Annotated in this window: 24 protein-coding genes; 11 read left to right on the top strand and 13 right to left on the bottom strand. The window is 71.2% G+C overall.

Annotated features, from left to right (window positions below):
• Nucleotides 1-537: 537 nt before the first annotated feature.
• Nucleotides 538-1,320: a transglycosylase SLT domain-containing protein gene (locus ACZ6SQ_RS27180; RefSeq protein WP_469566486.1), complete on the top strand. Its 783-nt coding sequence runs from the start codon at nt 538-540 to the stop codon at nt 1,318-1,320.
• 88 nt (nt 1,321-1,408) lie between these two features.
• Here ACZ6SQ_RS27180 and ACZ6SQ_RS27175 read toward each other — a convergent pair whose 3' ends face one another.
• Nucleotides 1,409-3,919 (bottom strand): ABC transporter ATP-binding protein/permease, encoded by a 2,511-nt coding sequence (locus ACZ6SQ_RS27175; RefSeq protein WP_469566484.1) that lies wholly within the window; start codon nt 3,917-3,919, stop codon nt 1,409-1,411.
• A 241-nt stretch (nt 3,920-4,160) separates the two neighbouring features.
• Between ACZ6SQ_RS27175 and ACZ6SQ_RS27170 the strand changes: the two genes are divergently transcribed.
• Nucleotides 4,161-6,032, top strand: coding sequence for a streptophobe family protein (locus ACZ6SQ_RS27170; RefSeq protein WP_469566482.1), 1,872 nt, complete (start codon nt 4,161-4,163; stop codon nt 6,030-6,032).
• Between the two features lie 205 nt (nt 6,033-6,237).
• Nucleotides 6,238-7,446, top strand: coding sequence for a phosphoserine phosphatase SerB (serB, locus tag ACZ6SQ_RS27165; RefSeq protein WP_469566480.1), 1,209 nt, complete (start codon nt 6,238-6,240; stop codon nt 7,444-7,446).
• A gap of 112 nt (nt 7,447-7,558) precedes the next feature.
• Here the strand turns inward: serB and ACZ6SQ_RS27160 are convergent, their stop codons facing one another.
• The 4 genes from ACZ6SQ_RS27160 to ACZ6SQ_RS27145 all read right to left on the bottom strand — a co-directional run bounded on the left by ACZ6SQ_RS27160 (nt 7,559) and on the right by ACZ6SQ_RS27145 (nt 10,363).
• Nucleotides 7,559-8,077 carry a SixA phosphatase family protein gene (locus tag ACZ6SQ_RS27160; RefSeq protein WP_389335550.1) on the bottom strand — a complete coding sequence of 173 codons (519 nt, stop codon included), beginning with the start codon at nt 8,075-8,077 and terminating at the stop codon, nt 7,559-7,561.
• A 108-nt stretch (nt 8,078-8,185) separates the two neighbouring features.
• The gene (locus tag ACZ6SQ_RS27155) at nt 8,186-8,398 is read right to left on the bottom strand and encodes a hypothetical protein (protein ID WP_386379479.1); all 213 of its coding nucleotides are present in this window, start codon (nt 8,396-8,398) and stop codon (nt 8,186-8,188) included.
• A gap of 173 nt (nt 8,399-8,571) precedes the next feature.
• Nucleotides 8,572-8,688 carry an SGM_5486 family transporter-associated protein gene (locus tag ACZ6SQ_RS27150; protein WP_386379478.1) on the bottom strand — a complete coding sequence of 39 codons (117 nt, stop codon included), beginning with the start codon at nt 8,686-8,688 and terminating at the stop codon, nt 8,572-8,574.
• 313 nt (nt 8,689-9,001) lie between these two features.
• The gene (locus ACZ6SQ_RS27145; RefSeq protein WP_469566478.1) at nt 9,002-10,363 is read right to left on the bottom strand and encodes a CynX/NimT family MFS transporter; all 1,362 of its coding nucleotides are present in this window, start codon (nt 10,361-10,363) and stop codon (nt 9,002-9,004) included.
• Between the two features lie 70 nt (nt 10,364-10,433).
• On the opposite strand from ACZ6SQ_RS27145, the gene ACZ6SQ_RS27140 reads away from it, so the two are divergent.
• Nucleotides 10,434-11,126: a FadR/GntR family transcriptional regulator gene (locus tag ACZ6SQ_RS27140; protein ID WP_469566476.1), complete on the top strand. Its 693-nt coding sequence runs from the start codon at nt 10,434-10,436 to the stop codon at nt 11,124-11,126.
• A 98-nt stretch (nt 11,127-11,224) separates the two neighbouring features.
• Here ACZ6SQ_RS27140 and ACZ6SQ_RS27135 read toward each other — a convergent pair whose 3' ends face one another.
• The 3 genes from ACZ6SQ_RS27135 to fabG form a co-directional block, all read right to left on the bottom strand.
• Nucleotides 11,225-11,566, bottom strand: a complete 342-nt coding sequence (locus tag ACZ6SQ_RS27135) for a hypothetical protein (RefSeq protein ID WP_469566475.1) — start codon at nt 11,564-11,566, stop codon at nt 11,225-11,227.
• A gap of 166 nt (nt 11,567-11,732) precedes the next feature.
• Nucleotides 11,733-12,500: an enoyl-ACP reductase FabI gene (gene fabI, locus ACZ6SQ_RS27130; protein WP_386379474.1), complete on the bottom strand. Its 768-nt coding sequence runs from the start codon at nt 12,498-12,500 to the stop codon at nt 11,733-11,735.
• Nucleotides 12,501-12,505: 5 nt separating this feature from the next.
• Entirely contained in the window at nt 12,506-13,225 is a 720-nt protein-coding gene (gene fabG, locus ACZ6SQ_RS27125) for a 3-oxoacyl-[acyl-carrier-protein] reductase (RefSeq protein ID WP_386379473.1), read from the bottom strand.
• A gap of 249 nt (nt 13,226-13,474) precedes the next feature.
• Between fabG and ACZ6SQ_RS27120 the strand changes: the two genes are divergently transcribed.
• The 3 genes from ACZ6SQ_RS27120 (at nt 13,475) to tyrS (ending at nt 17,802) form a co-directional block, all read left to right on the top strand.
• Entirely contained in the window at nt 13,475-14,998 is a 1,524-nt protein-coding gene (locus tag ACZ6SQ_RS27120; RefSeq protein ID WP_386379472.1) for a TldD/PmbA family protein, read from the top strand.
• Nucleotides 14,999-15,080: 82 nt separating this feature from the next.
• Nucleotides 15,081-16,475: a metallopeptidase TldD-related protein gene (locus ACZ6SQ_RS27115; RefSeq protein WP_469566472.1), complete on the top strand. Its 1,395-nt coding sequence runs from the start codon at nt 15,081-15,083 to the stop codon at nt 16,473-16,475.
• Nucleotides 16,476-16,533: 58 nt separating this feature from the next.
• Nucleotides 16,534-17,802, top strand: coding sequence for a tyrosine--tRNA ligase (gene tyrS, locus ACZ6SQ_RS27110; protein WP_469566470.1), 1,269 nt, complete (start codon nt 16,534-16,536; stop codon nt 17,800-17,802).
• 266 nt (nt 17,803-18,068) lie between these two features.
• Here tyrS and ACZ6SQ_RS27105 read toward each other — a convergent pair whose 3' ends face one another.
• Complete coding sequence (locus ACZ6SQ_RS27105) at nt 18,069-18,350, bottom strand: GlsB/YeaQ/YmgE family stress response membrane protein (RefSeq protein WP_386379469.1); 282 nt, start codon at nt 18,348-18,350, stop codon at nt 18,069-18,071.
• A 244-nt stretch (nt 18,351-18,594) separates the two neighbouring features.
• On the opposite strand from ACZ6SQ_RS27105, the gene ACZ6SQ_RS27100 reads away from it, so the two are divergent.
• Together ACZ6SQ_RS27100 and ACZ6SQ_RS27095 are read left to right on the top strand one after the other, a co-directional pair.
• Nucleotides 18,595-18,936 (top strand): DUF3099 domain-containing protein, encoded by a 342-nt coding sequence (locus ACZ6SQ_RS27100; protein WP_469566467.1) that lies wholly within the window; start codon nt 18,595-18,597, stop codon nt 18,934-18,936.
• Nucleotides 18,937-19,122: 186 nt separating this feature from the next.
• A complete protein-coding gene (locus tag ACZ6SQ_RS27095) occupies nt 19,123-19,335 on the top strand; it encodes a hypothetical protein (RefSeq protein WP_386379467.1) in 213 nt (70 codons plus the stop codon).
• Between the two features lie 198 nt (nt 19,336-19,533).
• Here the strand turns inward: ACZ6SQ_RS27095 and moaA are convergent, their stop codons facing one another.
• The 3 genes from moaA to ACZ6SQ_RS27080 form a co-directional block, all read right to left on the bottom strand.
• Complete coding sequence (gene moaA / locus ACZ6SQ_RS27090) at nt 19,534-20,523, bottom strand: GTP 3',8-cyclase MoaA (protein WP_469566465.1); 990 nt, start codon at nt 20,521-20,523, stop codon at nt 19,534-19,536.
• A gap of 144 nt (nt 20,524-20,667) precedes the next feature.
• Complete coding sequence (locus ACZ6SQ_RS27085) at nt 20,668-22,287, bottom strand: solute symporter family protein (RefSeq protein WP_469566463.1); 1,620 nt, start codon at nt 22,285-22,287, stop codon at nt 20,668-20,670.
• Nucleotides 22,284-22,640, bottom strand: a complete 357-nt coding sequence (locus ACZ6SQ_RS27080; RefSeq protein WP_386379464.1) for a DUF485 domain-containing protein — start codon at nt 22,638-22,640, stop codon at nt 22,284-22,286. The genes ACZ6SQ_RS27085 and ACZ6SQ_RS27080 overlap by 4 nt, the downstream gene beginning before the upstream one ends.
• Before the next feature lie 451 nt (nt 22,641-23,091).
• On the opposite strand from ACZ6SQ_RS27080, the gene ACZ6SQ_RS27075 reads away from it, so the two are divergent.
• Both ACZ6SQ_RS27075 and ACZ6SQ_RS27070 read left to right on the top strand, forming a co-directional pair.
• Nucleotides 23,092-24,618, top strand: coding sequence for a S8 family peptidase (locus tag ACZ6SQ_RS27075; protein WP_469566460.1), 1,527 nt, complete (start codon nt 23,092-23,094; stop codon nt 24,616-24,618).
• A 115-nt stretch (nt 24,619-24,733) separates the two neighbouring features.
• Nucleotides 24,734-25,744 (top strand): CopD family protein, encoded by a 1,011-nt coding sequence (locus tag ACZ6SQ_RS27070; protein ID WP_469566458.1) that lies wholly within the window; start codon nt 24,734-24,736, stop codon nt 25,742-25,744.
• A 30-nt stretch (nt 25,745-25,774) separates the two neighbouring features.
• Here the strand turns inward: ACZ6SQ_RS27070 and ACZ6SQ_RS27065 are convergent, their stop codons facing one another.
• Nucleotides 25,775-26,818, bottom strand: a complete 1,044-nt coding sequence (locus tag ACZ6SQ_RS27065) for a zinc-dependent alcohol dehydrogenase family protein (RefSeq protein WP_469566456.1) — start codon at nt 26,816-26,818, stop codon at nt 25,775-25,777.
• Between the last annotated feature and the right edge of the window lie 34 nt (nt 26,819-26,852).

The following is a 26,852-nucleotide window of genomic DNA, read 5'->3' as shown; positions in this document are numbered from 1 at the left end:
CCGGTCTGGGCCTGCCGTCCTAGGGCGGCCGACCTACGCCGGAGGGCCGCGCCCGCTCGCCGCCCGTGTCCGGGGCGGGCGGCGCGGGCCGTGGTCGGCCGCGCGGACGACGAGGTTCCGCGCGGGCGCCGCCCGTGGCACGAGTTGGGCGTCGCCCGGCTCCTCCTCACGGAGGAGGCCACTCACACAGAGCGTTGCTGAGGCAACTCCAGGTGAGGAAGTCGCGCCCGCGATGTGAAGCGCCGCATAGGGCCCAGGTCACGTACGAAGGGGCATAGGAGACAAGCTCGCCCGGCCCCAACGGGAAAGACGCTCCACTCTGTCCTGATTTGCCCCTCCCGGGTCCACTATCGGGGATCGTAGGTCACACCTTTGCCTGGCCGTTTTGCGGCCGCTAAGAATGGCACCCGTCGCTCAGCGCCGCGGGTCTCACGGTCCGCGGCGATCCGTGTGGGAAGCAACCGCGTCCCCGCCGGACGAAACGGTTTCCCCGCCGGACACGAGCGACCTCCGCGCTAACGAAGAGGTCCATCAGTCATGCCCAAGCATTCCCTGAATACCGGCCGCGGCCGCGCGCTCGCCAAGTCCCACAAGCTCGCGCTCGCCGGTGTCTCCGCCCTCGGTGCCGCCGCCCTCGCCTTCTCCGTGGTGCCCGCCAACGCGGACACCACCACGGCCGAGGCCCCCGCGGCGCCCGTGGCGTACGAAGCGGCGAAGACGACCGAGGTCAGGGCGTCCCTCACCGACCGGCTCGCCGCCGCTTCCGTGAAGGTCGAGGCCATCGAGGCCCAGCAGAAGGCCGCCGAGAAGGCCGCCGCGCAGAAGAAGGCCGCCGCCGAGGCGAAGCAGAAGGCCGCTGCCGAGGCCAAGCGCAAGGCGGCCGCGAAGGCAGCCGCCGAGAAGGCCGCGGCGAAGGCCGCCAAGGAGCGCGCCGCGAAGAAGGCCGCGAGCCGGTCCACGGCCCGCCCGCAGGTCCAGAAGGTCGTCAAGAAGTCCTACGGCAACAACCTGCACGGCTGGATCAGCGAGGCGCTGGACATCATGCACGACAAGGGCATCCCGGGCACCTACAACGGTCTGCACCGCAACATCATGCGGGAGTCCTCGGGCAACCCGAACGCGATCAACAACTGGGACATCAACGCCCAGAACGGTGTCCCGTCGATCGGTCTGCTCCAGATCATCAAGCCGACCTTCGACGCGTACCACGTCCCCGGCACCGCCTGGAGCCAGTACGACCCGGTCGCCAACCTCACCGCGGCCGCCAACTACGCGGCCGACCGGTACGGCTCGATCGACAACGTCAACAGCGCGTACTGAGGCCTGGCGCGGACCTCTGTACCCGTAGACGCCGAAGGGCGGCACCCTCCTGACGGGGTGCCGCCCTTCGGGGTCCTACCGGACCCTGCTACTTGCGCATGACCTCGGGCTCGTGGCGGCGCAGGAAGCGGGCCACGAAGAAGCCGCAGATCACGCCGAGGACGAGCAGGGCGGCCATGTCCATGCCCCAGGCGCCGACGGTGTGCTCCCACAGCGGGTCGGTGCCGGCGCCCTCCTCGGGCGGGCTGATCTTGTTGAAGTCCAGCGTGGCGCCCGCGGCGGCCACCGCCCAGCGCGACGGCATCAGGTACGAGAACTGGTTGACGCCGACCGTGCCGTTCAGGGCGAAGAGGCAGCCGGTGAAGACGACCTGGATGATCGCGAACATGACCAGCAGCGGCATGGTCTTCTCGGCGGTCTTCACCAGCGAGGAGATGATCAGGCCGAACATCATCGAGGTGAAGCCCAGGGCCATGATCGGCACCGACAGCTCGATCATGGTGGCGCTGCCGAGGACGAGGCCCTCCTCGGGGATCTCACGGGTGGAGAAGCCGATGACACCCACCAGCAGGCCCTGGAACACGGTGATCATGCCGAGCACGAACACCTTCGACATCAGGTAAGCCGAGCGGGACAGGCCGGTCGCGCGCTCCCGCTCGTAGATCACCCGTTCCTTGATCAGCTCACGGACCGAGTTCGCCGCGCCCGCGAAACAGGCGCCGACGGCGAGGATCAGCAGCACCGTGGTGGCCGTGCCGTTGGGGATGACCCGGCCCGCCTGGTTGGGCGGGTTCGGCAGCAGGCCGCGGTCGGGGTCGATGAGCAGGCTCACCGCGCCCAGGACGGCCGGCAGGATCACCATGAGGGCGAGGAAGCCCTTGTCGGAGACGATCACCGAGGTGTAGCGGCGCACCAGCGTGACGAACTGCGACATCCAGCCCTGCGGCTTCGGCGGCTTCATCGCCTGCAGCGCCGGCATCGGTACGGCCTGCGGGGCGACGGCGTCGATGTCCGCGGCGTACATCTGGTAGTGCTGCGAGCCCTTCCAGCGGCCCGCCCAGTCGTAGTCGCGGTAGTTCTCGAACGCGGAGAACACATCGGCCCAGGTGTCGTAGCCGAAGAAGTTCAGCGCCTCCTCCGGCGGACCGAAGTAGGCGACCGAGCCGCCGGGCGCCATCACGAGGAGCTTGTCGCAGATCGCCAGCTCGGCCACGGAGTGCGTGACGACGAGGACCGTACGGCCGTCGTCGGCGAGCCCGCGCAGCAGCTGCATGACATCGCGGTCCATGCCCGGGTCGAGGCCCGAGGTGGGCTCGTCCAGGAAGATCAGCGACGGCTTGGTCAGCAGCTCCAGGGCGACCGAGACGCGCTTGCGCTGGCCGCCGGACAGGGAGGTGACCTTCTTGTCCTTGTGGATGTCGAGCTTGAGCTCGCGCAGCACCTCGTCGATACGGGCCTCGCGCTCGGACGCCGTGGTGTCGGCGGGGAAGCGCAGCTTGGCGGCGTACTTGAGGGCCTTCTTGACGGTCAGTTCCTTGTGCAGGATGTCGTCCTGCGGGACCAGACCGATGCGCTGGCGCAGTTCGGCGAACTGCTTGTAGAGGTTCCGGTTGTCGTAGAGCACCTCGCCCTGGTTGGCGGGCCGGTAGCCGGTGAGCGCCTTGAGCAGGGTGGACTTGCCGGAGCCGGACGGGCCGATGACCGCGATCAGCGACTTCTCCGGGACACCGAAGGAGACGTCCCGCAGGATCTGCTTGCCGCCGTCGACCGTGACGGTCAGGTGGCGGGCGGAGAAGGACACCTCACCGGTGTCGACGAACTCCTCGAGGCGGTCGCCGACGATACGGAACGTCGAGTGGCCGACGCCGACGATGTCGGCCGGGCCGAGCAGCGTGGTGCCGCCCTTGGCGATCGGCTGACCGTTGACGTACGTGCCGTTGTGCGAGCCGAGGTCGCGGATCTCCATGCGGCCGTCGGGCGTGGAGTGGAACTCCGCGTGGTGACGGGAGACCTGGAGGTCCGACACGACCAGGTCGTTCTCCAGCGAACGGCCGATGCGCATCACACGGCCGAGCGAGAACTGGTGGAACGTGGTCGGGCTGCGGTCGCCGTAGACCGGCGCCCCCGGGCCCGCGGCGGGCCCGCCCTGCTGCTGCGGGATGTTGTTCCCGGCGGGCGGCTGCTGCCAGCCGGCCTGCGGGTTCGCCTGCGGCGCCGGCTGCTGGGGCGCCTGGGCCCAGCCGGGGCCCGCGCCCTGGGCGGCGTACGGCTGCTGCGGCTGCGCCTGCGGCGTGGTCACGCCGGCCGTCGCGCCGCTCAGGCCGACCTTCGGTCCGTCGGTCGCGTTGCCCAGGTGCAGCGCGGTGCCCGGACCGATCTCCAGCTGATGGATCCGCTGCCCCTGCACGAACGTGCCGTTGGTGCTGCCGTGGTCCTCCACGACCCAACTGCGGCCGTTGAAGCTGACCGTGGCGTGCCGCCAGGAGACCCTGGCGTCGTCGAACACGACGTCTCCCTGCGGATCGCGTCCGAGCGTGTAGGACCGGGACGGATCCAGCGTCCAGGTCCGTCCGTTTGTTTCCAGTACGAGTTCCGGCACTCCATGCCCCACTGAGTTGTCCCCCGAGTTACCCCCGTCGCAGGGAGTCTAGGGATGTCGAACATCGGGGGGAACTATTTCAGTAGGGGCCCCCTGACCGAAAGTCGGGCCTGGGGAAGCCGCGCACCGGCGCACCGAGGCTTTGTCGTTGACGGGGGTTGAAACCTGCGCGGAGAGTGGTAATCCACGCGAGGGGGACATGCGCGGCATGCGCGCCGCTTCGCGGATCGGGGGGTCTGCCATGAATGCCGGAACCGCGCGGTCGCACGCGGGAGTGCCCTGGATCGACGTCCTGCTGGCCGCGATCGCCGCCGTGAGCTGGGCGTTGATCGGCATGGCGGGCACCGCCGCGCTGGGGCTGCATCTGCTGGGGGCGGACTCGGCGGGCGAACTGGGGGCGATGACCGCGGCGGTCGTGGCGCTCGGGGCGGGTGGGGAGGTGACCCCGTCCGGCGATGTGTCCGCTTTCGGGCTCGAGAGCGCCCAGGCCACCACGGCCATCGAGATCGCGCCACTGGGCGTGGGACTGGTCGGTGCGCTGCTGCTGTCGTGGTTCTTCCTACGGTCCCTGCGGGCGGCCGGAGTTGTCGTCCCACCGGCCGAACTGCTGGCCCGCGCGGGCGCGGTGGTCGCCCTGTTCGTGGCGATGCTGGGCGGGCTGGCCTGGGCGGGCCACGATGTGGTCACGATCGACGGCGGCGCCCTGGGACTGGACGGGCTGCCCGGCACGGGCGGCTCCGGGGGCTCGGGCGGCCTGGAGATCCCGGGACTCGGTGACATCGGGGACATCGGTGGAATCGGGGACATCGGCGGGCTGCTGCCGGACCGGGTGGGCGACCTGGTCGACGCGGAGGCGGCCGTCGGGTTCACCGTCGACACCTCGCCCACGCTGGTGAACGGCGCCCTCTGGGTCGTGTGCGTGCTGCTCGTCGCCCTGCTGGCCTCACGCCGCACTCCCCTGCCGGCCCGGCTGCACGCCCTGCACCGGGTGGTCCGGCCGGCCGTCTCCGCCCTGGTGGGCGTGCTGGTGCTGGCCGTGGCCGCGGGGTGGGCCGCCGCCGGGTGGGCGGCGTTCGGCGACGACCATCCCCGGCGCATCGTGGGCGCGGCGCTGCTCGGCGCGCCCAACGGGGTGTGGCTGGGACTGCCGGTCGGGCTCTTCGTGCCGTTCGTCGGGGAGGCCACGGGCCCGCTGGCCGGCTTCCTGCCGCACCCGCTCGACGACCTCCTCGCCGGCTCCGACCGCGCGGTGACGCTGCCGCGGCTGGCCGAACTGGACGAGCGGGTATGGCTGCTGGGCGTGGCCGCCGTGGTGGCGATGCTGCTGGCGGGGGTGCTGACGGCGGCACGGACGCCGGTGTCCGGTGAGGCTTTCGCCTCTGGTGGGGTACGGGGCTCCGCGGGGGCGCGTGAGGGCGGTGCTCTGCGTTTCGCCGGGGTGTGCGCGCTGCGGCTGGGGGCGGTGACCGCGGTGGCTCTGCCGTTGCTGGCGTGGCTGGTGGAGGTGTCCGTGGACGCCTCACTGTCCGTGCTGGGGGTCGACGCGTTCGGCTCCGGGGTGCGGCTGGAGGCACGGCCCGGGGTGGCCCTGCTGCTCGGCGCGGTGTGGGGTGCGGGCGCGGGGGCCGCCGGAGCGCTGCTGGCATGGGTGTGCGGGGCGGCCGGGCGGCGGGTCGCTCCGCTGGCACTGGGTGACGCGGCGTCCTCGGGTGCCCTGCCGGGCTCGCCGGGGTCGTCGGGTCCGTACACGCTCGGAGCCCCGTACCGCCCGCCGAATCCGCACACCAACCCGTACCTGCGGCTGCCCGAGGGTGTGCGGGAGCCGGAGGACGCCCTGCCGCCGGGGGCGGTGGTCTGGCCGGAGGCCGGGAGCGGGGGTGTCGGCGAGCCCGGTCCCCCGGACGGCGGATCGGCCGGCGACCGGCTCGGCGCGGCTTCGGACTCCCCGTCCGCCGACCTCTACGGCGCGCCGACCATGCGCGGGCCCGTCGAACCACCGCCCCCACGGTCACCGGGCCGAGGCACCCATCCCGGCCGACGGCCGCCGACCTCACCCGAGGAAGGGCCACCACCACCGCCCGGCACACCACGGCCGCCCGGGGGACGGCGGTGACCCGCGCCGAGGAGGTCACCTGAGCCGCGTCGGCAACGGGGGCGCCGTCTCGCAGCCGCCCCCGCCACACCGGTGAGCTGCGTCGGTAACGGGGCCGCCGTCTCGGCGTCCGGAGCGCGCCATCGGGTGGACACGCAGAGTTCCCTGTCCGCCAGGCGGACCTGCCGGGCGTACGGCACTGGGTGCCGGATACGGTGGGAACACCATGAGTGCTTCGCAGACCTCTGACGTCCCCACCCTCCTTGTCAAGATTTTCGGCAAGGACAGGCCGGGCATCACGGCCGGACTCTTCGACACCCTCGCCGCCTACTCGGTCGACGTGGTCGACATCGAGCAGGTCGTCACCCGTGGCCGGATCGTGCTGTGCGCACTCGTCACCGAGCCGCCGCGCGGCACGGAGGGCGACCTGCGGGCGACCGTGCACAGCTGGGCCGAGTCGATGAAGATGCAGGCGGAGATCATCTCCGGCATCGGCGACAACCGGCCGCGCGGGCTCGGCCGGTCCCTGGTGACCGTGCTGGGACACCCGCTGACCGCGGAGGCGACCGCCGCCATCGCCGCGAAGATCACCAACGTCGGTGCGAACATCGACCGTATCTTCCGGCTCGCCAAGTACCCCGTGACCGCCGTGGAGTTCGCGGTCTCCGGTGTGGAGACCGAGCCGCTGCGCACCGCGTTGGTGACCGACGCCGCGGCGCTCGGTGTCGATGTCGCGGTCGTCGCGGCGGGGCTGCACCGCCGCGCCCAGCGGCTGGTCGTCATGGACGTCGACTCCACGCTCATCCAGGACGAGGTGATCGAGCTCTTCGCCGCCCACGCCGGGTGCGAGGACAAGGTCGCCGAGGTGACGGCGGCCGCGATGCGCGGCGAGCTGGACTTCGAGCAGTCGCTCCACGCGCGCGTGGAGCTCCTGGCGGGGCTCGACGCCTCCGTCGTGGACAAGGTGCGCGCCGAGGTGCGGCTGACTCCCGGCGCGCGCACCCTGATCCGCACCCTGAAGCGGCTCGGCTACCAGGTGGGCGTCGTCTCCGGCGGCTTCACCCAGGTGACCGACGACCTCAAGGAGCGGCTGGGGCTGGACTTCGCCCAGGCCAACACCCTGGAGATCGTCGACGGCCGGCTCACCGGCAGGGTCACCGGCGAGATCGTGGACCGCGCGGGCAAGGCACGGCTGCTGCGCCGGTTCGCGGCGGAGGCCGGGGTGCCACTGTCGCAGACCGTGGCGATCGGCGACGGCGCCAACGACCTGGACATGCTCAACGCGGCCGGACTCGGGGTCGCCTTCAACGCCAAGCCCGTGGTCCGGGAGGCGGCCCACACGGCGGTGAACGTGCCGTTCCTCGACGCCGTCCTGTATCTGCTCGGCATCACCCGCGAAGAGGTCGAGGCGGCGGACACCCACGCGGTGGAGTGAGCGGGTCGCCTGCCCCTTCTGCGGACCGCCCCCGGCGTCACAGCGCGCCCGGACCCACGGGTGAAGGACCCGGTGCCCTCGCGGCGCCGGGCCTCTTCCGTGTGCGGGCCGCTCAGTCGGTGGGCGCCCAGTAGTCGACCAGGGTGCCGACGCCGGGCTCCAGGCTCTTCCAGGGTCCGCTGAAGGTCAGCACCGCGTATGCGGCGGTGGGGAAGCCGCGGCGGTTCATCCGTACGGCGCTGTCGCCCTCGGAATCGCCGGACAGGATCTCGGCGAGGCCGTGGACACCCGGGTTGTGGCCGATCAGCACGAGGTGGCGTGCGTCGTCGGGGGTCTCGTTGAGCACGGCGATCAGGTCACCGGGAGAGGCCTCGTAGACCCGCTCCTCGTAGACGGTCCGCGGGCGGTGCGGGAGCTCGTGGACCGCGAGCTTCCAGGTCTCGCGGGTCCGGGCCGCGGTGGAGCACAGGGCCAGGTCGAAGGGGATGCCGGTGTCGGCGAGCCTCCGTCCGGCCTCTGCGGCGTCCATGCGGCCCCGCTCGGCGAGCGGCCGGTCATGGTCGTTCACCTGCGGCCAGTCGGCCTTGGCGTGGCGGAAGAGGACGATCCTGCGGGGTTCTGCGACGCTCATGCGTCCCAGCTTCGCATGAAAGACGCCACAAGGCGCAGGGAGTTGGAAGGCGCCCTCATCAGGGCCGTGACCAGCGCCGACCCCTTTCGGCACTGACCTGGGCCGGGGTCATCGTCCAAGGTCGAACAGCTGCTGCGCACGCTCGACGAGCTGGGCTATCGCGGGGTCGTCGCCGGACGCCGCGTGGGCCTCGGAGGGGTTCAGTATCAGCGCGAACAGCGTGACGAAGGCCAGGACGGGCAGGGCGAGGGCCCACCAGGGCAGCCTGGTGCCGGCGCCCGAGGTCGCCGGGCGGGGCCGCGTGTGCAGGGTGGCCGACATGGGTGCCTCCGCAGGTCTTCGAGTGGTTCGCGGGCCGCATTCCGCGGCCACACCTCGAAGCTACGGGCCGTGGGGGCTCGGGCCCATCCGGTGATCCACCCACTTGACCCTGACCCTCACCCCCTAGGGGACAGGGGGGTTAGCCCCACCCCCTGCGTCGGGGCGGTGCCGGATCAGGGGGCGGCGATGGAGGCGATGACGGCGATGACGACGAAGATGGCGAAGAAGGAGCCGAAGACGATCAGCATCTTCTTCTGGCCGTTCTGGGGGTTCGGGTCGAGCACTGGCATGTGGGCAAGTCTCGCACCTGCCCGCGGCGGCGGGGGCCTCGGGGTCATGCGGGGCCCACCGGGGGTGGCGGGGGCTGGGGCTCGTCGGCCGACTTTCGCGCAGTTCCCCGCGCCCCTCAAGATTGCGCAGTTCCCCGCGCCCCAAGAATGCGCAGTTCCTCGCGCCCCTTGGGGCTGCGTCGTTCGCCGGGTGCCTCAGGACTGCGCTGTTCCCCGTGCTCCAAGATTGCGCAGTTCCCCGCGCTCCTTGGGGCTGCGTCGTTCCCCGGGTGCCTCAGGACTGCGCAGGTCCTCGCGTTCCTTGGGGCTGCGTTCAGGGCGTTGGTGTGGGTTGGGGTGTCGTCTCGTCTTCCACTGTGCGGTCGCGGCCTGCGAGGAATCCGATCGCCATCTGCGGCAGCATCAGGGCGGCCATGAGGGCGAGGGGGACGCCCCAGCCGCCGGTGTGCTGGTAGAGGACACCGACCAGGAGCGGGCCGGGGATGGAGATCAGGTAGCCGGTGCTCTGGGCGAAGGCGGAGAGCTGGGCCACGCCCGCCCCGGTGCGGGCACGCATGCCGACCATGGTCAGGGCGAGCGGGAAGGCGCAGTTGGAGATGCCGATCAGCATCGCCCACGCCCAGGCGCCGACGGCCGGGGCGAAGTACAGGCCCGCGTACCCGGCGAGCCCGCACAGGCCCAGCGCGAGGACCATCGGGCCCTGGTGGGGCAACCGGGTGGCCAGGCGCGGGATGACGAAGGCGAGCGGCACGCCCATCACCATGGTCACGGCCAGCAGCAGACCGGCGCTGGAGGCGGCCACCCCGGCGTCGCGGAAGATCTGTGCCATCCAGCCCATCGTGATGTAGGCGGCGGTGGCCTGGAGGCCGAAGAACACGGCGAGCGCCCAGGCGGTGCGGCTGCGGGTGATACGCAGGGCCGCGGGCTGCCGCTCCGCGCGCGTGGAGGCCGCCCCGGCTCCGGCGGCCGCCTCCGCGGAGGCGGCGCCCTCGCCCCGCCCCGCACCCCGGCCCCGTACGAACGGAAGCCACGGCACCACGGCCGCCACCGCCGGCCCCGCCCACACCGCGAGGCCGGTCTGCCAGCTGCCGCCCAGCGCGTCGGTCAGCGGCACGGTCGTGGCGGCGGCCACGGAGGTGCCCATGGCCAGGGCCATGGAGTACAGGCCGGTCATGGAGCCGACCCGGTCCGGGAACCAGCGCTTGACGATGACCGGCATGAGGACGTTGCTGACCGCGATACCCATGAGCGCGAGCGCGCTGGCGGCCAGGAAGAGCGGCGTACTGCTGACGTACGGCCTCACGAGCAGGCCCGTGGCGATGGCGGCCATGCCGGCGCACACGACCGCGCCCGGACCGAAGCGGCGGGCCAGGCGCGGCGCGGTGATGCCGAAGACCGCGAAGCAAAGCGGCGGCACCGAGGTGAGCAGACCGGCCATGCCGCCGCTCATGCCGAGCCCCTCGCGGACCTCCTCCATCAGCGCGCCGAGGCTGGTGATGGCGGGGCGGAGGTTCAGCGCGGCCAGCACGACGGCGACGACAAGGAGCCGTCCCGTCCACGCGCGCGTGGACGCCGACCCGCCCGCCACCGCGGCGGACGACGCCGTCGGGGTTCCGGCGGGGGCCCGTGGGGCGGTCTTCGCGCGTGTCTCCTCGGCAGCCATGTCACCCATCATAGAATCATGGGATGATTGGTTGTCCACCCTTGAACGGCCCTCGGCCGCCATGGACGTGCGAAGGTGAGTCATGCCCCTGAGCCATCCCCGCCGCTCGGCCCTGTCCGAGCAGGTCATCGCCGCGCTGCGCCACCAGATCACCTCGGGCGAGTGGCCGGTCGGCTCACGTATCCCCACCGAACCCGAGCTGGTCGAGCAGCTCGGGGTGGCCCGCAACACCGTCCGCGAGGCCGTGCGGGCGCTCGCGCACAACGGTCTGCTGGACATCCGCCAGGGTTCGGGCACCTACGTGGCGGCCACCAGCGAGCTGGCCGGGGTCATGCACCGCCGCTTCGCCGGCGCCGACCCCCGGCACATCGCCGAACTGCGGGCCACGCTGGAGTCGAGCGCGGCGAAGCGGGCCGCCGAGCGGCGCACCGAGCGCGACCTGAAGCAGCTGGAGACGCTGCTGCGGCGCCGTGAGGAGGCGTGGGAGTCCGGGGACAAGGAAGCCTTCGTCACCGCGGACGCGACCTTCCACCTGGCCGTCGTGGCGGCCTCGCACAACGACGTCATGACGGCGATGTACGCCGACCTCGGCGAGGTGCTGCGGGACTGGCTGCGCGACGACGTGGGCGAGGAGCTGACGCCGGAGACGTACATGGACCACACCCGGCTGATGGACGCGATCCGCGCGGGGGACGCGGAGACGGCCGCCGCGGAGGCGGAGAGCTACCCGCTCGGCTGCCGCCCGCTCACGGAAGCCACCGGCGTCCAGGACTGAGCCGACCGCCGTAGGCAGCCGGGCCACCTGAGGAAGCAGGGCCGCCGGAGGAAGCCGCGGGGGCGGGGCGGGCGGGGCCGCGCCCCCCCCCGCCCGGCTCAGCCCCGCTGATGGCTGATCCACGCCGAGCGCACCTCCTTCCAGCACCGGCCGGTGAGCCGTACGGTCACCGCCGGGCCCGCGTCGACGGGCGTGCTGTCGGTGTCGAGATCCCACCAGCGGTCGCACTCGATGTGCAGCCGTACCCGGTCGACGCCCGGGTACGGGTTGTGGCAGTGAGCCACCACATGGGAACCGCTGACGTCGGTACGGCACTCGGCCTCGAAAGGCGACGACGGACTCTCCTCGGCCACGCGCGCGTGGGGCGACGCCTCGTACGGGGCGCAGAAGGCGAGAGCGAGGGCGAGGGTCACTGGGGCCAGGCTTCTGGACAGGCGCACAAGGGGGACCTCCTCGACCGGGCTGGGGAGGGGAATCACGCGGTGAACGCTTCGTCCAGACTGCCCAGCCGTCCCCTCTCGGCGCCCGGCCGGATGGGCCGAACGGGGGACGCCCCGCTCCCCGCACGAGGCGGAGAACGGGGCGTCGGGAGCGTGGAACCGGAGGTCAGGCGCCGATGGCGTGCAGACCGCCGTCGACGTGGATGATCTCGCCCGTGGTCTTCGGGAACCAGTCGCTCAGCAGCGCGACGATGCCGCGGCCGGCCGGGTCGGGGTCCTTCAGGTCCCACTCCAGCGGGGAGCGGGTGTCCCACACGGAGGCCAGCTCGCCGAAGCCCGGGATGGACTTGGCGGCCATGGAGCCGAGCGGACCCGCGGAGATCAGGTTGCAGCGGATGTTCTGCTTGCCCAGGTCACGGGCGATGTAGCGGCTGGTGGCCTCCAGGGCGGCCTTGGCCGGGCCCATCCAGTCGTACTGCGGCCACGCGAACTGCGCGTCGAAGGTGAGGCCGACGACCGAGCCGCCGTTCTGCATCAGCGGCAGGCAGGCCATGGTCAGCGACTTCAGGGAGTACGCCGAGACGTGCATGGCCGTGGCGACCGACTCGAACGGCGTGTTGAGGAAGTTGCCGCCGAGGGCGTCCTGCGGGGCGAAGCCGATGGAGTGCACGACGCCGTCGAGGCCGCCGAGCTCCTCGCCGACCAGGTCGGCCAGGCGGCCCAGGTGCTCGTCGTTGGTGACGTCGAGCTCGATGACCTTGGTGGGCTTGGGGAGCTTCTTGGCGATGCGCTCGGTCAGCGTGGGCCGCGGGAACGCGGTCAGGATGATCTCGGCACCCTGCTCCTGGGCCAGCTTGGCGGCGTGGAAGGCGATGGAGGACTCCATCAGCACACCGGAGATCAGGACGCGCTTGCCCTCGAGAATTCCGCTCATGGTGATCAGTGACCCATTCCCAGTCCGCCGTCAACGGGGATGACGGCTCCAGTGATGTACGAGGCGTCGTCGGAGGCGAGGAACCGCACTGCCGCGGCGATCTCGTCCGGCTGCGCGTAACGGCCGAGCGGGACCTGCGACACGATGTTCGCGCGCTGCTCGTCGGTGAGCACCTTGGTCATGTCGGTGTCGACGAAGCCGGGCGCGACGACGTTGAAAGTGATGTTGCGCGAGCCCAGCTCACGGGCCAGGGAACGCGCGAAGCCGACCAGGCCGGCCTTGGAGGCGGCGTAGTTCGCCTGCCCGGCGGAGCCGAGCAGTCCGACGACGGACGAGATCAGGACCACGCGGCCCTTCTTGGCGCGGAGCATGCCACGGTTGGCGCGCTTGACGACCCGGAAGGTGCCGGTGAGGTTGGTGTCGACGACCGAGGTGAAGTCCTCCTCGGACATGCGCATCAGCAGCTGGTCCTTGGTGACGCCGGCGTTGGCGACGAGCACCTCGACGGGACCGTGGCTGTCCTCGATCTCCTTGTAGGCCTGCTCCACCTGCTCGGGATCGGTGATGTCGCACTTGACGGCGAGGCAGCCCAATTCCGTCAGGGCGGCCGGCGGCTCACCCGAGCGGTACGTGATGGCGACCTTGTCGCCGGCGTCGGCGAATGCGCGGGCGATGGCGAGGCCGATGCCCCGGTTGCCTCCGGTGACGAGAACCGAGCGGCTCAACGGATCACCCTTTCGATAGCGGTCCTGCCCGCCCGAACACCTGGATGACAGGCGGCTTCACCGAAAACCTATCTGGCGTCTCGCCGCCGCGGGCATTCGGGCATCCACAGTGGCGCGGGGGCCGGTCTGTCGGGTCTCTACAGATTCCGGCCGACTCAGGCCCGAAACATGTGGTCCGCACGCGGGATGGGCGCCATGATCGGAGACGCCTCCGCTGCTTCCCTACCGATCCGACAGAAAGAGACGCCGGTGCCTCATAGCATTGACGAGTCGTTCACGGCACTCCCTCTACGCGCTCTGGCAGACGCCGCGCTCGCACGCGCGCGTGCCCTGGGTGCCGAGCACGCAGATTTCCGGTTCGAGCGGGTGCGCAGCGCGTCCTGGCGGCTGAGGGACGCCAAGCCGGCCGGCACCTCGGACGTCACCGACCTGGGATACGCGGTGCGGGTCGTGCACGGCGGGACCTGGGGGTTCGCCTCGGGTGTCGACCTGACGATGGACGCGGCGGCGCGGGTCGCGGCGCAGGCGGTGGCGATGGCCAAGCTGTCCGCGCAGGTGATCAGGGCGGCCGGGTCGGACGAGCGGGTGGAGCTGGCCGACGAGCCGGTGCACTCCGAGAAGACCTGGGTGTCGTCGTACGAGATCGACCCGTTCACGGTGCCCGACGAGGAGAAGTCGGCGCTGCTGGCGGAGTGGAGCAACCGGCTGCTGGCCGCGCAGGGGGTCGACCATGTCGACGCCTCGCTGCTCACCGTGCACGAGAACAAGTTCTACGCCGATACGGCCGGGACGGTGACCACCCAGCAGCGCGTCCGGCTGCACCCGCAGCTCAACGCGGTGTCGGTGGACGAGTCCAGCGGAGAGTTCGACTCCATGCGCACCATCGCGCCGCCGGTCGGACGCGGCTGGGAGTATCTGACCGGCACCGGCTGGGACTGGGACGGGGAACTGGAGCAGATCCCCGAGCTGCTCGCCGAGAAGATGCGCGCGCCGAGCGTGGAGGCGGGGCTGTACGACCTGGTCGTGGACCCGTCCAATCTGTGGCTGACCATCCACGAGTCCATCGGGCACGCCACCGAGCTGGACCGGGCGCTCGGCTACGAGGCCGCGTACGCCGGCACCTCCTTCGCCACCTTCGACCAGCTCGGCAAGCTGCGCTACGGCTCGGACCTGATGAACGTCACCGGCGACCGCACCGCCGAGCACGGTCTGGCGACCATCGGCTACGACGACGAGGGGGTCCGGTCGCAGTCCTGGGACCTGGTGAAGGACGGCACGCTGGTCGGCTACCAGCTGGACCGCCGGATCGCGAAGCTGACCGGTCTCGGGCGGTCCAACGGGTGCGCCTTCGCCGACTCCCCCGGCCATGTGCCGGTGCAGCGCATGGCCAACGTCTCGCTGCGGCCGGACCCGGCCGGGCTGTCGACCGAGGACCTGATCGGCGGGGTCGACCGGGGCATCTACGTCGTCGGGGACCGGTCCTGGTCGATCGACATGCAGCGCTACAACTTCCAGTTCACCGGCCAGCGCTTCTTCCGGATCGAGAACGGCCGGATCACCGGCCAGCTCAAGGACGTCGCCTACCAGGCCACCACCACGGACTTCTGGGGCTCCATGACGGCCGTCGGCGGCCCGCAGACCTACGTCCTGGGCGGCGCCTTCAACTGCGGCAAGGCCCAGCCCGGCCAGGTCGCCGCCGTGTCCCACGGCTGCCCGTCCGCCCTGTTCCGGGGCGTCAACATTCTGAACACGACGCAGGAGGCCGGCAAGTGAGCGGGTTCATCGGGATCTGCCGGGGGTCCGGGGGTCGTCACCCGGGCAAGCACAGCCTGAACACGACGCAGGAGGCCGGGCGATGAGTGCTCGTACGAACAAGCCGCACGAGATCGTCGAGCGGGCTCTGGAGCTGTCCCGCGCGGACGGGTGCGTGGTCGTCGCCGACGAGCAGTCGACGGCCAATCTGCGCTGGGCGGGCAACGCGCTGACCACGAACGGTGTCACGCGCGGGCGCACGCTCACCGTGATCGCGACCGTGGACGGCAAGGAGGGCACCGCCTCCGGTGTGGTGTCGCGTTCGGCGGTGACCGCGGACGAGCTGGAGCCGCTGGTGCGCGCCGCCGAGGCCGCCGCCCGCGGGGCCGCGCCCGCGGAGGACGCGCAGCCGCTGGTCACCGGCGTGGCCGTGGCGCCCGACTTCACGGACGCGCCGGAGGAGACGTCCTCGGCGGTGTTCGCCGACTTCGCGCCCGCTCTCGGCGAGGCCTTCGCCCGCGCGCGGGCGGGCGGCCGCGAGCTGTACGGCTTCGCCAACCACGAGATGACGACCAGCTATGTCGGTACGTCCACGGGTCTGCGGCTGCGGCACGACCAGCCCAACGGCACGCTGGAGCTGAACGCGAAGTCGCCCGACCGGACCCGCTCGGCCTGGGCGGGCCGCTCCACCCGCGATTTCAAGGACGTCGACCCGGCGGCGCTGGACGCGGAGCTCGCGGTGCGGCTCGGCTGGGCGGAGCGGCGGATCGAGCTGCCGGCGGGCCGGTACGAGACGCTGCTGCCGCCGACCGCGGTCGCGGACCTGCTGATCTACCAGATGTGGTCGGCGTCAGGGCGGGACGCCGCCGAGGGCCGAACGGTGTTCTCCAAGCCGGGCGGCGGCACCCGGATCGGCGAGAAGCTGACCGATCTGCCGCTGACCCTGCGCAGCGACCCGAACGAGCCCGGTCTCGAATCGCTGCCGTTCGTGCTCGCGCACTCCTCCGGCGGTGACGCGTCGGTGTTCGACAACGGCCTGCCGCTCGCACCCACCGAGTGGGTGGCGGGAGGCGAGCTGAAGAACCTGATCACCAGCCGGTTCACCGCCTCCCTGACCGGGCTGCCGCTCGCCCCGGCCGTCGACAACCTCGTCCTGGACGGCGGCGAGGACCGCTCGATGGAGGAGATGATCGCGAGCACCGAGCGGGGGCTGCTGCTGACCTGTCTGTGGTACATCCGCGAGGTCGACCCGGCGTCGCTGCTGCTCACCGGTCTGACCCGGGACGGTGTCTACCTCGTGGAGAACGGCGAGGTGACCGGTGAGGTGAACAACTTCCGCTTCAACGAGTCACCGGTCGGGCTGCTGGGCCGGATCACCGAGGCCGGGCGTACCGAGCGCACGCTGCCCCGGGAGTGGAGCGACTGGTTCACCCGGGCCGCGATGCCTCCGGTGCGGGTCCCCGATTTCAATATGAGCTCTGTCAGCCAGGGCGTATAACCTCAGGGGGTGGTGGTCGCTCGACCGCCCGAGGAACATCCGAGGAGACACGAGAACCGTGACGGACATCGTCGAGGAGCTGAAGTGGCGCGGGCTGATCGCCCTCTCCACCGACGAGGACGCATTGCGCAAGGCGTTCGCGGACGGCCCCGTCACGTTCTATTGCGGCTTCGACCCGACCGCGCCCAGCCTGCACCTGGGCAACCTCGTGCAGATCCTGACGATGCGCCGGATCCAGCAGGCGGGCAACCGCCCGCTGGGTCTGGTCGGGGGCGCCACGGGTCTGATCGGCGACCCGAAGCCGACGGCGGAGCGCACGCTGAACGACCCCGAGGTGGTGGCCGCCTGGGTGTCCCGGCTGCGCGGCCAGATCGAGCGGTTCCTGGACTTCGAGGGCCCGCACGCCGCCACCATGGTCAACAACCTGGACTGGACCCAGGGCATGTCGGCCATCGAGTTCCTCCGGGACGTCGGCAAGCACTTCCGTGTCAACAAGATGATCGCGAAGGAGGCCGTCGCCCGGCGGCTGAACTCCGACGCCGGCATCAGCTACACCGAGTTCAGCTACCAGATCCTTCAGGGCATGGACTTCCTGGAGCTGTACCGGCGGCACGGCTGCACGCTCCAGACCGGTGGCAGCGACCAGTGGGGCAACCTCACGGCGGGTGCCGACCTGATCCACAAGGTCGAGCCGCACGCGGCGGTGCACGCGCTGGCCACGCCGCTGATCACCAAGGCCGACGGCACGAAGTTCGGCAAGACCGAGTCGGGCACGGTGTGGCTCGACCCGGAGATGACGACGCCGTACGCCTTCTACCAGTTCTGGCTCAACGCCGACGACCGGGACGTGTCGAAGTTCCTGCGGATCTTCAGCTTCCGGTCCCGGGAGGAGATCGAGGAGCTGGAGCGGTCGACCGAGGAGCGGCCACAGGCGCGGGCCGCGCAGCGGGCGCTGGCCGAGGAGCTCACCACGCTGGTGCACGGTGCCGGGCAGACCGAGGCGGTCGTCGCCGCGTCGCGTGCGCTGTTCGGGCAGGGTGAGCTGGCCGAGCTCGACGAGAAGACGCTGGCCGCGGCGCTGTCGGAGGTGCCGCACGCGACGGTGTCCGAGCTGGGGGCCGTCGTCGACCTGTTCGCCGAGGTGGGGCTCGCGCCGAGCAAGTCCGCGGCGCGGCGGACCGTCAAGGAGGGCGGGGCGTACGTGAACAACGTCAAGGTCGCGGCGGAGGACGCGGTGCCTGGGCGGGAGGAGCTGCTGCATGGGCGGTGGCTGGTGTTGCGGCGTGGCAAGAAGAATCTGGCCGCGGTCGAGGTGACCGGGGCGTAGCGCTTCGCGGTGTGGGGTGCGGGGTTTTGTGGCTGGGCGCCCGTGGTGGCGTTTCGCGCAGTTCCCCGCGCCCCTTTTCCGTTCGTCTTTTCCCTACGTCGTGGCTGGTCGCGCAGTTCCCCGCGCCCCTGAAAGACTGCGCAGTTCCCCGCGCCCCCAAGAGATTCGCAGTTCCTCGCGCCCCTGAAAGACTGCGCCGTTCCCCGCGCCCCCCCAAAAGATTGCGCAGTTCCTCGCGCCCCCGACCAACGTGGGCCTTCTTGGGGTCAGGCGCGTTGTTGTTTGCGTTTGCCGAAGGTTGCCATGTAGGCCATGTCGCCTACCGCGACGATGATGATGGCGGCGATCAGCTGGAAGATGTGGCGGGTCCAGTCGATGCCGGATGTCTCCTCCACTCCGAAGCCACGGGCCATGGCGTTGCCCGCGATCGCGCCGAGCATGCCGAAGATGGTGGTCAGCCACAGCGGGCTGTGCTGTTTGCCGGGCAGGACCGCCTTGGCGATCAGTCCCAGTACGAACCCCACGATGATCGCCCACAACCAGCCCATGGTCGCCTCCTCCTGTGGCTCCTCGTGAGCACTGCCCTCAGTCTGGGCGCGGTGTCAGTACGTCGCATGTCGGCCTCGGGTGTACGGGCCGGAGGCGAGGCGCGTTCGTGCAGGCAGTGGGGTGACCCGGTCTCGAATGCGGCGCAGCCGCGGCGTAACGTGGAGTCTGTCCGGACCCGGGTCCCGCCGGGAGCGGAGCGGGCACGGGCCGGGTGGATCCGATGCGGGCGGATGGTGAAGAGTGATGCGGATGCGGCACAGCGGCGGTGACGCCCAGGTTTTCCGGATCACCGGAGCCCGGCAGGGACTTCAGGACGACGTCCGCGGCCGGCAGCGCCGGTACGTCATCTCCATGAGCGTGCGCACGGTGTCGGTGGTCCTGGCCGCGGTGCTGTGGAACGTGGAGCGGCATGTCGCGATCGTGGCGCTGGTCCTCGGGCTGGTCCTGCCGTACATCGCGGTGGTGATCGCCAACGCCGGGCGGGAGAACGCGCCCGGGCTGCCCTCGACGTTCGTCAGCACACCGTCGCCGCCGATGATCACGCCGCCTCGGCAGGACGACGACGAGCCCACCGATCGGGCCTGAGCGGGGCTGTGTGGCGACTGTGAACGGCCTGAAGCAATCGTGTTGTTCCGGTGCCCCGCGAAGGGTGACCCATGACATACTGCACACGCGCTCCGCATCCCCCGTCGGAGCGACAGACCGACGCCGGGCAGCTCCCCCCGTGGCTGCTCGGCGTCGCCTTTTCCGTTGCGGTTGTGAGACGAAGCTGTGAGTGACATTCCGATCTGTTCGGCGAAGGGTTGCCGGGTCGCGGCGGTGTGGGTGCTGGCGTGGAACAATCCCAAGCTGCATGTGCCTGAGCGGCGGAAGACGTGGCTCGCGTGCGAGGAGCATCGTGAGCATCTGTCGCAGTTTCTGGGGGTTCGGGGGTTTTTGAAGGATGTTGTGTTGTTGACGGAGTGGGAAGAGGCTGCGCCGTAGGGTGCGGGTCGTTCTTCGGGGTTCCGTCGGTTGTGGTTGTTCGCGCAGTTCCCCGCGCCCCTAAAAGACTGCGCCGTTCCCCGCGCCCCCTAAAAGATTGCGCAGTTCCTCGCGCCCCTGAAAGAACGCGCAGTTCCCCGCGCCCCTGAGACGCGCGCCGGTTCCCGCGACCCTGAGGAACTCGGCCACGAGGCCGTGTCAGCCGCCGATTGCTGACATGGGTCTGTCGGGTTGGACGAAGGTGGGGTCGTCCAGGCCTGCGCCTGCCTTTTTGCCCCACATGGCCTGGCGCCAGATCTGGGCGATCTGTTCGTCGGGGGCGTCCGAGCGCAGGGCGGCGCGCAGGTCTGTCTCCTCCGTGGCGAAGAGGCAGGTGCGGACCTGGCCGTCGGCGGTGAGGCGGGTGCGGTCGCAGGCGGAACAGAAGGGGCGGGTCACCGAGGCGATGACGCCGACGCGGTGCGGGCCGCCGTCGACCAGCCAGCGTTCCGCGGGGGCGGAGCCGCGCTCGGCGGAGCCCTCCGGGGTGAGGTCGAAGCGGGTGCGCAGAGAGGTCAGGATGTCACCGGCGGTGACCATGCCGTCGCGCTTCCAGCCGTGCTGGGCGTCCAGGGGCATCTGCTCGATGAAGCGCAGTTCGTAGTCGTGCTCGACGGCCCAGGCCAGGAGGTCCGGAGCCTCGTTGTCGTTCAGCCCGGGCATCAGGACCGTGTTGACCTTGACCGGGGTGAGGCCCGCCTCGCGGGCGGCCTGGAGACCCTCGAGGACGTCCTTGTGGCGGTCACGGCGGGTGAGGGTCTTGAAGACGTCGGGGCGCAGGGTGTCGAGGGAGACGTTGACCCGGTCCAGGCCCGCGGCCTTCAGGGCGGCCGCCGTACGCCGGAGACCTATGCCGTTGGTGGTCAGGGACATCTGGGGACGCGGGTCCAGGGCGGCGACGCGCTCGACGATGCCGACCAGGCCGGGACGCAGCAGGGGCTCTCCGCCGGTGAACCGGACCTCCTCGATGCCCAGATCCCGTACCGCGATGCCGATCAGGCGCACGATCTCGTCGTCGGTGAGCAGGTCGGGCTTGGCAAGCCACTGCAGGCCCTCCTCGGGCATGCAGTAGGTGCACCGGAGGTTGCACCGGTCGGTGAGCGAGACCCTGAGGTCCGTGGCCACCCGGCCGAAGGTGTCGATGAGCACGTGGCCCCCTCCCGTACCGCCTTCGCACGTCTTCCGTCACCAGTGAGCCTACGTGACGGCACCGACAACGACACCGCCCTGATCCACCAGGCAGGACGCGGCCGCGTCGTAGGGTCCTACGACGCGGCCGCGGCGCGGGTGCGCTCAGTGCGCTCCGGTGCCGGTCAGGGACCTGACCTCGAGTTCGGCGTACTTGTCGGAGTCCGCCTTCTCCTTGGACAGGACGGTGCCGAGCCAGCCCATCAGGAAGCCGAACGGGATGGAGATGATGCCCGGGTTCTTCAGCGGGAACCAGTGGAAGTCGACGTCGGGGAACATCGCCTTCGGGTCGCCGGAGACGACGGGCGAGAACAGCACCAGGCCGACGGCGACGATCAGGCCGCCGTAGATCGACCACAGGGCGCCCTGGGTGGTGAACCTCTTCCAGAACAGGCTGTAGAGGATGGTCGGCAGGTTCGCCGAGGCGGCGACCGCGAAGGCCAGCGCGACCAGGCCGGCCACGTTGAGGTCGCGGGCGAGGGCGCCCAGGAGGATGGAGACCGCGCCGATGCCGATGGTGGCCAGGCGGGCCGCCCGGACCTCCTGCTTCTCGGTGGCGTTGCCCTTCTTGATGACGTTCGCGTAGATGTCGTGGGCGAACGACGAGGACGAGGCCAGGGTGAGGCCCGCGACCACGGCGAGGATCGTCGCGAAGGCCACCGCCGAGATGGTGGCGAGCAGCACCGCGCCCCAGGCCGAGTCGACGCCGCCGAGGTGCAGGGCGAGCAGCGGGGCGGCGGTGTTGCCGGACGGGTTGGAGGCGATGATCTCTTCCTGGGAGATCAGCGCGGCGGCGCCGAAGCCGAGGGCGATGGTCATCAGGTAGAAGCCGCCGATGATGCCGATGGCCCAGTTCACGGACTTCCGGGCGGCCTTGGCGTTGGGCACCGTGTAGAAGCGGATCAGGATGTGCGGCAGTCCCGCGGTGCCGAGGACCAGGGCGATGCCGAGGGAGATGAAGTCCAGCTTGGACGTGCCGGTGGCGCCGTACTGGAGGCCGGGCTCCAGGAAGGCGGCGCCCTTGCCGCTGTTCTCGGCGGCGGAGCCGAGCAGATCGGAGATGTTGAAGTCGAACTTCAGCAGCACCAGGAACGTAATGAGGAGCGTGCCGCCGATGAGCAGCACGGCCTTCACCATCTGGACCCAGGTGGTGCCCTTCATCCCGCCGATGGAGACGTAGACGATCATCAGGACGCCGACGAGGGCGACGATCAGGATCTTGCCCGCGTCGGAGGTGATGCCGAGGAGCAGGGAGACGAGGACGCCCGCGCCCGCCATCTGGGCCAGCAGGTAGAAGATCGAGACGACGATGGTGGAGGTGCCCGCCGCGGTGCGCACCGGGCGCTGGCGCATGCGGTACGCCAGGACGTCGCCCATGGTGTAGCGGCCGGAGTTGCGCAGCGGTTCGGCGACCAGCAGCAGGGCCACCAGCCAGGCGACCAGGAAGCCGATGGAGTAGAGGAAGCCGTCGTAGCCGAAGAGGGCGATGGCGCCGGCGATGCCGAGGAAGGACGCGGCGGACATGTAGTCGCCGGAGACGGCGAGGCCGTTCTGGAAGGCGCTGAACTGGCGGCCGCCGGCGTAGAAGTCGGCGGCGTCCTTGGTCTGCCGGCCCGCCCAGACGGTGATGACCAGGGTGGCCACCACGAACAGGCCGAACAGGGTGATGATCAGCGGCCGGTGCTCGCTGGCCTCGTTGGCGGCCAGGGTGATCGCGGGGCTCATGCGCCGCCCTCCATCCGGGACTTGATGGCCTCGGCCTTGGGGTCGAGCTTCTCGGCGGCGTGCCGCGAGTACCACCAGGCGATGAGGAACGTGGTGACGAACTGTGCGAGGCCCAGCACGAAGGCCACGTTGACGTTGCCGAAGAGCTTGGTGCCCATGAAGCCGCCCGCGTAGTTCGACAGCAGGACGTACAGCAGGTACCAGGCGATGAAGGCGATGGTGAGCGGGAAGGCGAAGGAGCGGTAGGAGCGGCGCAGTTCACCGAACTCCGCGCTCTGCTGCACCTGGACGAACTCCTCGGCGGAGGGAAGTCGGCGGTCTGTGTTCGCGCCGGGCGGTGTCTCGGTGGCCACGGAGCCTCCTCGCGAAGTGGCGGTGGTGACGGGGGACGGAGGACGGTCGGGGGTGGGGGACGGGTCGGGTACGACGGACATGACGGCTCTGACCTCACAGTGACGTGGATCACTTCGCCGGGTGGTGGCGGTTGTGCTCCCGGCGGCGATCCGGCAGGGGCACGAACGTCCTCGTGCGCCCTGCCCAACGTCACGGCGCCGCGCACGGTGCGGTTCAACTCGGTGTCCGTCTTTCAGAAGTCGGTTCCGCGCGGCCGTCCGGGGGACCCCACGCGGGTGCTCGTCCGACGGGCCGAGGGAAAACCCTCGTACCTCGGGCGACGGGCCCAAGAGCGTTGATGGCCGCGGAGTTCGGGGGATAGCTTCGGGCTTGCACCACCCCCGTCATGTACCTGCCCGAGAGCGACCTGTGCCTCGGGCAGGTTCCGTTTCAGGATGATGTGGAGACCCCATGGCTCATCTGCCTTCCAGACGCCGACTCGCCCTGGCCGTGCCCGTCGTGTTGTCGCTGACCGCCTCGCTCGGCTTCCTGCCCGCCGCCGCCTCGGCGGCTCCGGCCGCGGAGTCCGTGGTCCAGGCGCAGGACGGCCCGCAGCTGTCCTATGTCGTCAACACGAAGTCGGACCGCCGCACCATCGAGTCGGTGAAGAAGGCGATCGCCGCGGCGGGCGGCTCCGTCGTGATCACGTACGACAAGATCGGTGTGATCGTCGTCCACTCGTCGAACCCGGACTTCGGCAAGCAGATACGCACGGCCCACGGCGTGCAGTCGGCCGGCGCCACGCGTACGGCGCCGCTGACGCCCGCGGGCACCACCGACGAGGGCGCTGTCGACTACCTGACCGCCGACGAGGCCAAGAAGGTCGAGGCCGCGGCGACGCCGGGCAGCGAGCCGCTCGAGGCCGACCAGTGGGACCTGCGCGTGATAGGCGCCGACAAGGCGGCCGCCATCAACCCGGGCAGCTCGAAGGTCACGGTCGCGGTCATCGACACCGGCGTCGACGACACCCACCCCGACCTCGCCCCGAACTTCTCCCGCTCGCAGTCCGCCAACTGCAACGGCGGCGTGGCGGACACCAGCGAGGGCGCGTGGCGCCCGTACACCCCGCAGGACTACCACGGCACGCACGTGGCCGGTGAGATCGCCGCCGCGCGCAACGGCGTCGGCGTCGCCGGTGTCGCGCCGGGTGTGAAGGTGTCGGCCATCAACGTCACCGACCGCGCCAGCGGCCTCTTCTACGCGGAGAGCGTGGTCTGCGCGTTCGTGTTCGCCGCCGACCGCGGCGTGGAGATCACCAACAACAGCTACTACGTCGACCCGTGGCTGTACAACTGCATGGACGACCCGGACCAGAAGGCCATCGTCGACGCGGTCAACCGGGCCCAGAAGTACGCCATGAGCAAGGGCACGCTGAGCCTGGCCTCGGCGGGCAACTCCGCCCACGACCTGGACGCCGACGCGATCCTGGACAACACCAGCCCCAACGACACCACTCCGGTCGAGCGCACCATCGACCCGCACACCTGCTACGACGTGCCGACCCAGCTGCCGGGCGTCGTCACGGTCAGCGCGACCGGTGTGCAGAACCTCAAGTCGTACTACTCCTCCTTCGGTATGGGCGTCGTGGACGTGGCCGCGCCGGGAGGTGACCGGAAGTACCAGATCCCGGACACCCCGTCACAGAACGGGCGCATCCTGTCGACCATGCCGAACGGCGAGTACGGCTTCCTCCAGGGCACCTCGATGGCCTCGCCGCACGCCTCGGCCGTCGCCGCGCTGCTGAAGTCCAAGCACCCGTGGGCGACCCCGATGGCCCTCCAGGCCATGCTCAAGGCGCAGGCGGACAACCCGGGCTGCGGCGCGCCCTACGACCAGGACGGCGACGGTACGCCGGAGGCGACCTGTGTCGGCGGGCCGAAGTACAACGGCTTCTACGGCTTCGGCATCGTCAACGCGCTGGACGCGGTGACGAAGTAGGGGAACGGTTTCTCCCTCTCGGGGCCGGACGGGATCTCCCCGTCCGGCCCCGCGCCGTCGCACCGGATGTTTCCCTTGACTTGCCCGGCCCGCCACGGCTGGTGAAGATCCTGAGGTGACATTGACACGGCCCCCCGGCGACACGGCGGACACGAACGGCCCCGAGCGGCGCACCGGAACGGGCCGGGCCGTCGCCGTGCTCGTCCTGGTGACCCTGGGCGCGCTGGTGCCGGTGCTGGGGCCCGCCACCGCGCTGCGCGGCACCGGTGAGGCCGCCGCCCCCGGCATCGGGGGCATCGGGCTGCTGCGCACCGTGCTGTTCGCCGCGCTGGCCGTGCCGCTGGGCGAGCTGTTCGTGGATCGGCTGGCCCGCCGGGTGCCGGGCGCCCCGGCCGTACGGCCGCGCAGCGCCGCGCCCTTCGCGGCGGCGGCCGGGTTCGTGGCCGCCCTGGGACTGGCCTCGCTGGTGGCGACCGGCAACCTCGTGCCGAGCGGTCCGGCGGACATCGACGTGGGCGGACTGTACGCGTCCCGGGACGGCAAGCTGGCGCTGCTGGAGGTCAACGCGTTCGCGGTGGCAGGGCTGTGCGCCCTGTCGCGGCGGCCCGGTCGGCAGGTGTGGCCGCTGGCCGCGGTGGTGGTCGCGGAGGCGCTGCGCGCGCACCCGGTCACCGAGTACTCTCCGCTGGCCGGTTCGGCCCTGACGCTCGTCCATCTGACCTGCGCCTCCCTGTGGGTGGGCGGGCTGGCATACGTGCTGCGGCTGCTGCGGCTGTGGGGCGCGCGGGAGGCGGCGGGCGCCGCGGTGCTGGGGCTCTACGCGCGCGTGGCCGTGCTGCTGCTGGCCGGCGTGACCGCGACCGGGCTGCTCAGCACGCTGCGCCGGATGCCTGCGGAAACGGTTCTGGAGCAGCTGACGACGACGGCCTACGGGCGCACCCTGCTGGCGAAGGTGCTGCTCGTGGCCGCCGTCGCCGGCCTCGCTCTGTGGGCGCGGTTCCGGCTGCGCCGGGCGGCCGACCCGCTGACCGCCTGCTCCCCCGCGCGGGCGGAGGTCGTCGCGCTGGGCGTGGTGGTCGCGGTGTCGGGGCTGCTCACGGCGCTGCCGGTGCCGATCCGCTGGTGAGGGCGGGGCGTCGGCCCGGCCGACCGGGGGTCAGGTGGTGACCAGGACCTTGAGGGCGGTGCGCTCGTCCATCGCCTTGTAGCCGTCGGGGACGCCCTCCAGACCGACCGTCATGTCGAAGACGGGCGAGGGGTCGATGGTGCCGGCCAGGATGTCCGGCAGCAGCTCGGGGATGTAGGCGCGGACCGGGGCGACACCGCCGCGCAGGGCGATGTTCCGGTCGAACATGACGCCGAGGTCCAGGCCGGTGCCGCTTCCGTGCGGCACGCCGACGAAGCCGATGGCGCCGCCGTCGCGGGTGATGTTCACCGCCGTGCTCATCGACTGCTCGGTGCCCACGGCCTCGACGACGGCGTGCGCGCCCTGGCCGCGGGTGAGTTCGCGCACGGCCTCCACGGCGGCCTCGCCGCGCTCGGCGACGACATCGGTGGCACCGAAGCGGCGCGCGATGTCGGTACGGACCTGGTGCCGGCCGAGGGCGATGATCCGCTCGGCGCCCAGCCGCTTGGCGGCGAGCACCGCGCACAGGCCGACCGCGCCGTCGCCGACGACCGCCACGGTGGCGCCGGGCCGGGCGCCCGCGCCGAGGGCGGCGTGGTGGCCGGTGCCCATGACGTCCGACAGGGTCAGCAGCGCGGACAGCAGGTGCTCGTCGGAGGCCGCCTCCTTGGGCAGCCCGACGAGGGTGCCGTCGGCGTGCGGCACGCGCACGGCCTCGCCCTGGCCGCCGTCGAAGCCGACCGAGCCCCAGAAGCCGCCGTGCACACAGGAGGTGGTCAGGCCCTCGCGGCAGTAGTCGCAGGTGCCGTCGGACCACATGAAGGGCGCGACGACCAGGTCGCCGCGGCGCACAGCGGTCACCTCGGAGCCGGTCTCCTCGACCACACCGAGGAACTCGTGCCCGATCCGCTGCCCGGGCTGCCGGGCCGCCTCACCGCGGTAGGCCCACAGGTCGCTGCCGCAGATGCACGCGCGCAGGACCCGCACGACGGCGTCGGTGGGCTGCCGCACCACGGGCTCGGGCACGTCCTCCACGCGCATGTCGTAAGGGGCGTGGATGGTGGTCGCGCGCATGGCGAAGGTCTTTCTGCTCGGCTGCGGGGTGCGC

The organism is Streptomyces sp. NPDC048600 (assembly GCF_055587025.1).
This window is presented reverse-complemented; position numbering and strand designations above follow the sequence as displayed.

Excerpts from the sequence above, each read along its gene's own strand:
- ACZ6SQ_RS27180 (WP_469566486.1), top strand. The coding sequence starts at position 538 with ATGCCCAAGCATTCCCTGAATACCGGCCGCGGCCGCGCGCTCGCCAAG.
- ACZ6SQ_RS27170 (WP_469566482.1), top strand. The coding sequence starts at position 4,161 with ATGAATGCCGGAACCGCGCGGTCGCACGCGGGAGTGCCCTGGATCGAC.
- serB (WP_469566480.1), top strand. The coding sequence starts at position 6,238 with ATGAGTGCTTCGCAGACCTCTGACGTCCCCACCCTCCTTGTCAAGATT.
- ACZ6SQ_RS27160 (WP_389335550.1), bottom strand. The coding sequence starts at position 8,077 with ATGAGCGTCGCAGAACCCCGCAGGATCGTCCTCTTCCGCCACGCCAAG.
- ACZ6SQ_RS27155 (WP_386379479.1), bottom strand. The coding sequence starts at position 8,398 with ATGTCGGCCACCCTGCACACGCGGCCCCGCCCGGCGACCTCGGGCGCC.
- ACZ6SQ_RS27150 (WP_386379478.1), bottom strand. The coding sequence starts at position 8,688 with ATGCCAGTGCTCGACCCGAACCCCCAGAACGGCCAGAAGAAGATGCTG.
- ACZ6SQ_RS27145 (WP_469566478.1), bottom strand. The coding sequence starts at position 10,363 with ATGATGGGTGACATGGCTGCCGAGGAGACACGCGCGAAGACCGCCCCA.
- ACZ6SQ_RS27140 (WP_469566476.1), top strand. The coding sequence starts at position 10,434 with ATGCCCCTGAGCCATCCCCGCCGCTCGGCCCTGTCCGAGCAGGTCATC.
- fabI (WP_386379474.1), bottom strand. The coding sequence starts at position 12,500 with ATGAGCGGAATTCTCGAGGGCAAGCGCGTCCTGATCTCCGGTGTGCTG.
- ACZ6SQ_RS27115 (WP_469566472.1), top strand. The coding sequence starts at position 15,081 with ATGAGTGCTCGTACGAACAAGCCGCACGAGATCGTCGAGCGGGCTCTG.
- ACZ6SQ_RS27105 (WP_386379469.1), bottom strand. The coding sequence starts at position 18,350 with ATGGGCTGGTTGTGGGCGATCATCGTGGGGTTCGTACTGGGACTGATC.
- ACZ6SQ_RS27100 (WP_469566467.1), top strand. The coding sequence starts at position 18,595 with ATGCGGATGCGGCACAGCGGCGGTGACGCCCAGGTTTTCCGGATCACC.
- ACZ6SQ_RS27085 (WP_469566463.1), bottom strand. The coding sequence starts at position 22,287 with ATGAGCCCCGCGATCACCCTGGCCGCCAACGAGGCCAGCGAGCACCGG.
- ACZ6SQ_RS27075 (WP_469566460.1), top strand. The coding sequence starts at position 23,092 with ATGGCTCATCTGCCTTCCAGACGCCGACTCGCCCTGGCCGTGCCCGTC.
- ACZ6SQ_RS27065 (WP_469566456.1), bottom strand. The coding sequence starts at position 26,818 with ATGCGCGCGACCACCATCCACGCCCCTTACGACATGCGCGTGGAGGAC.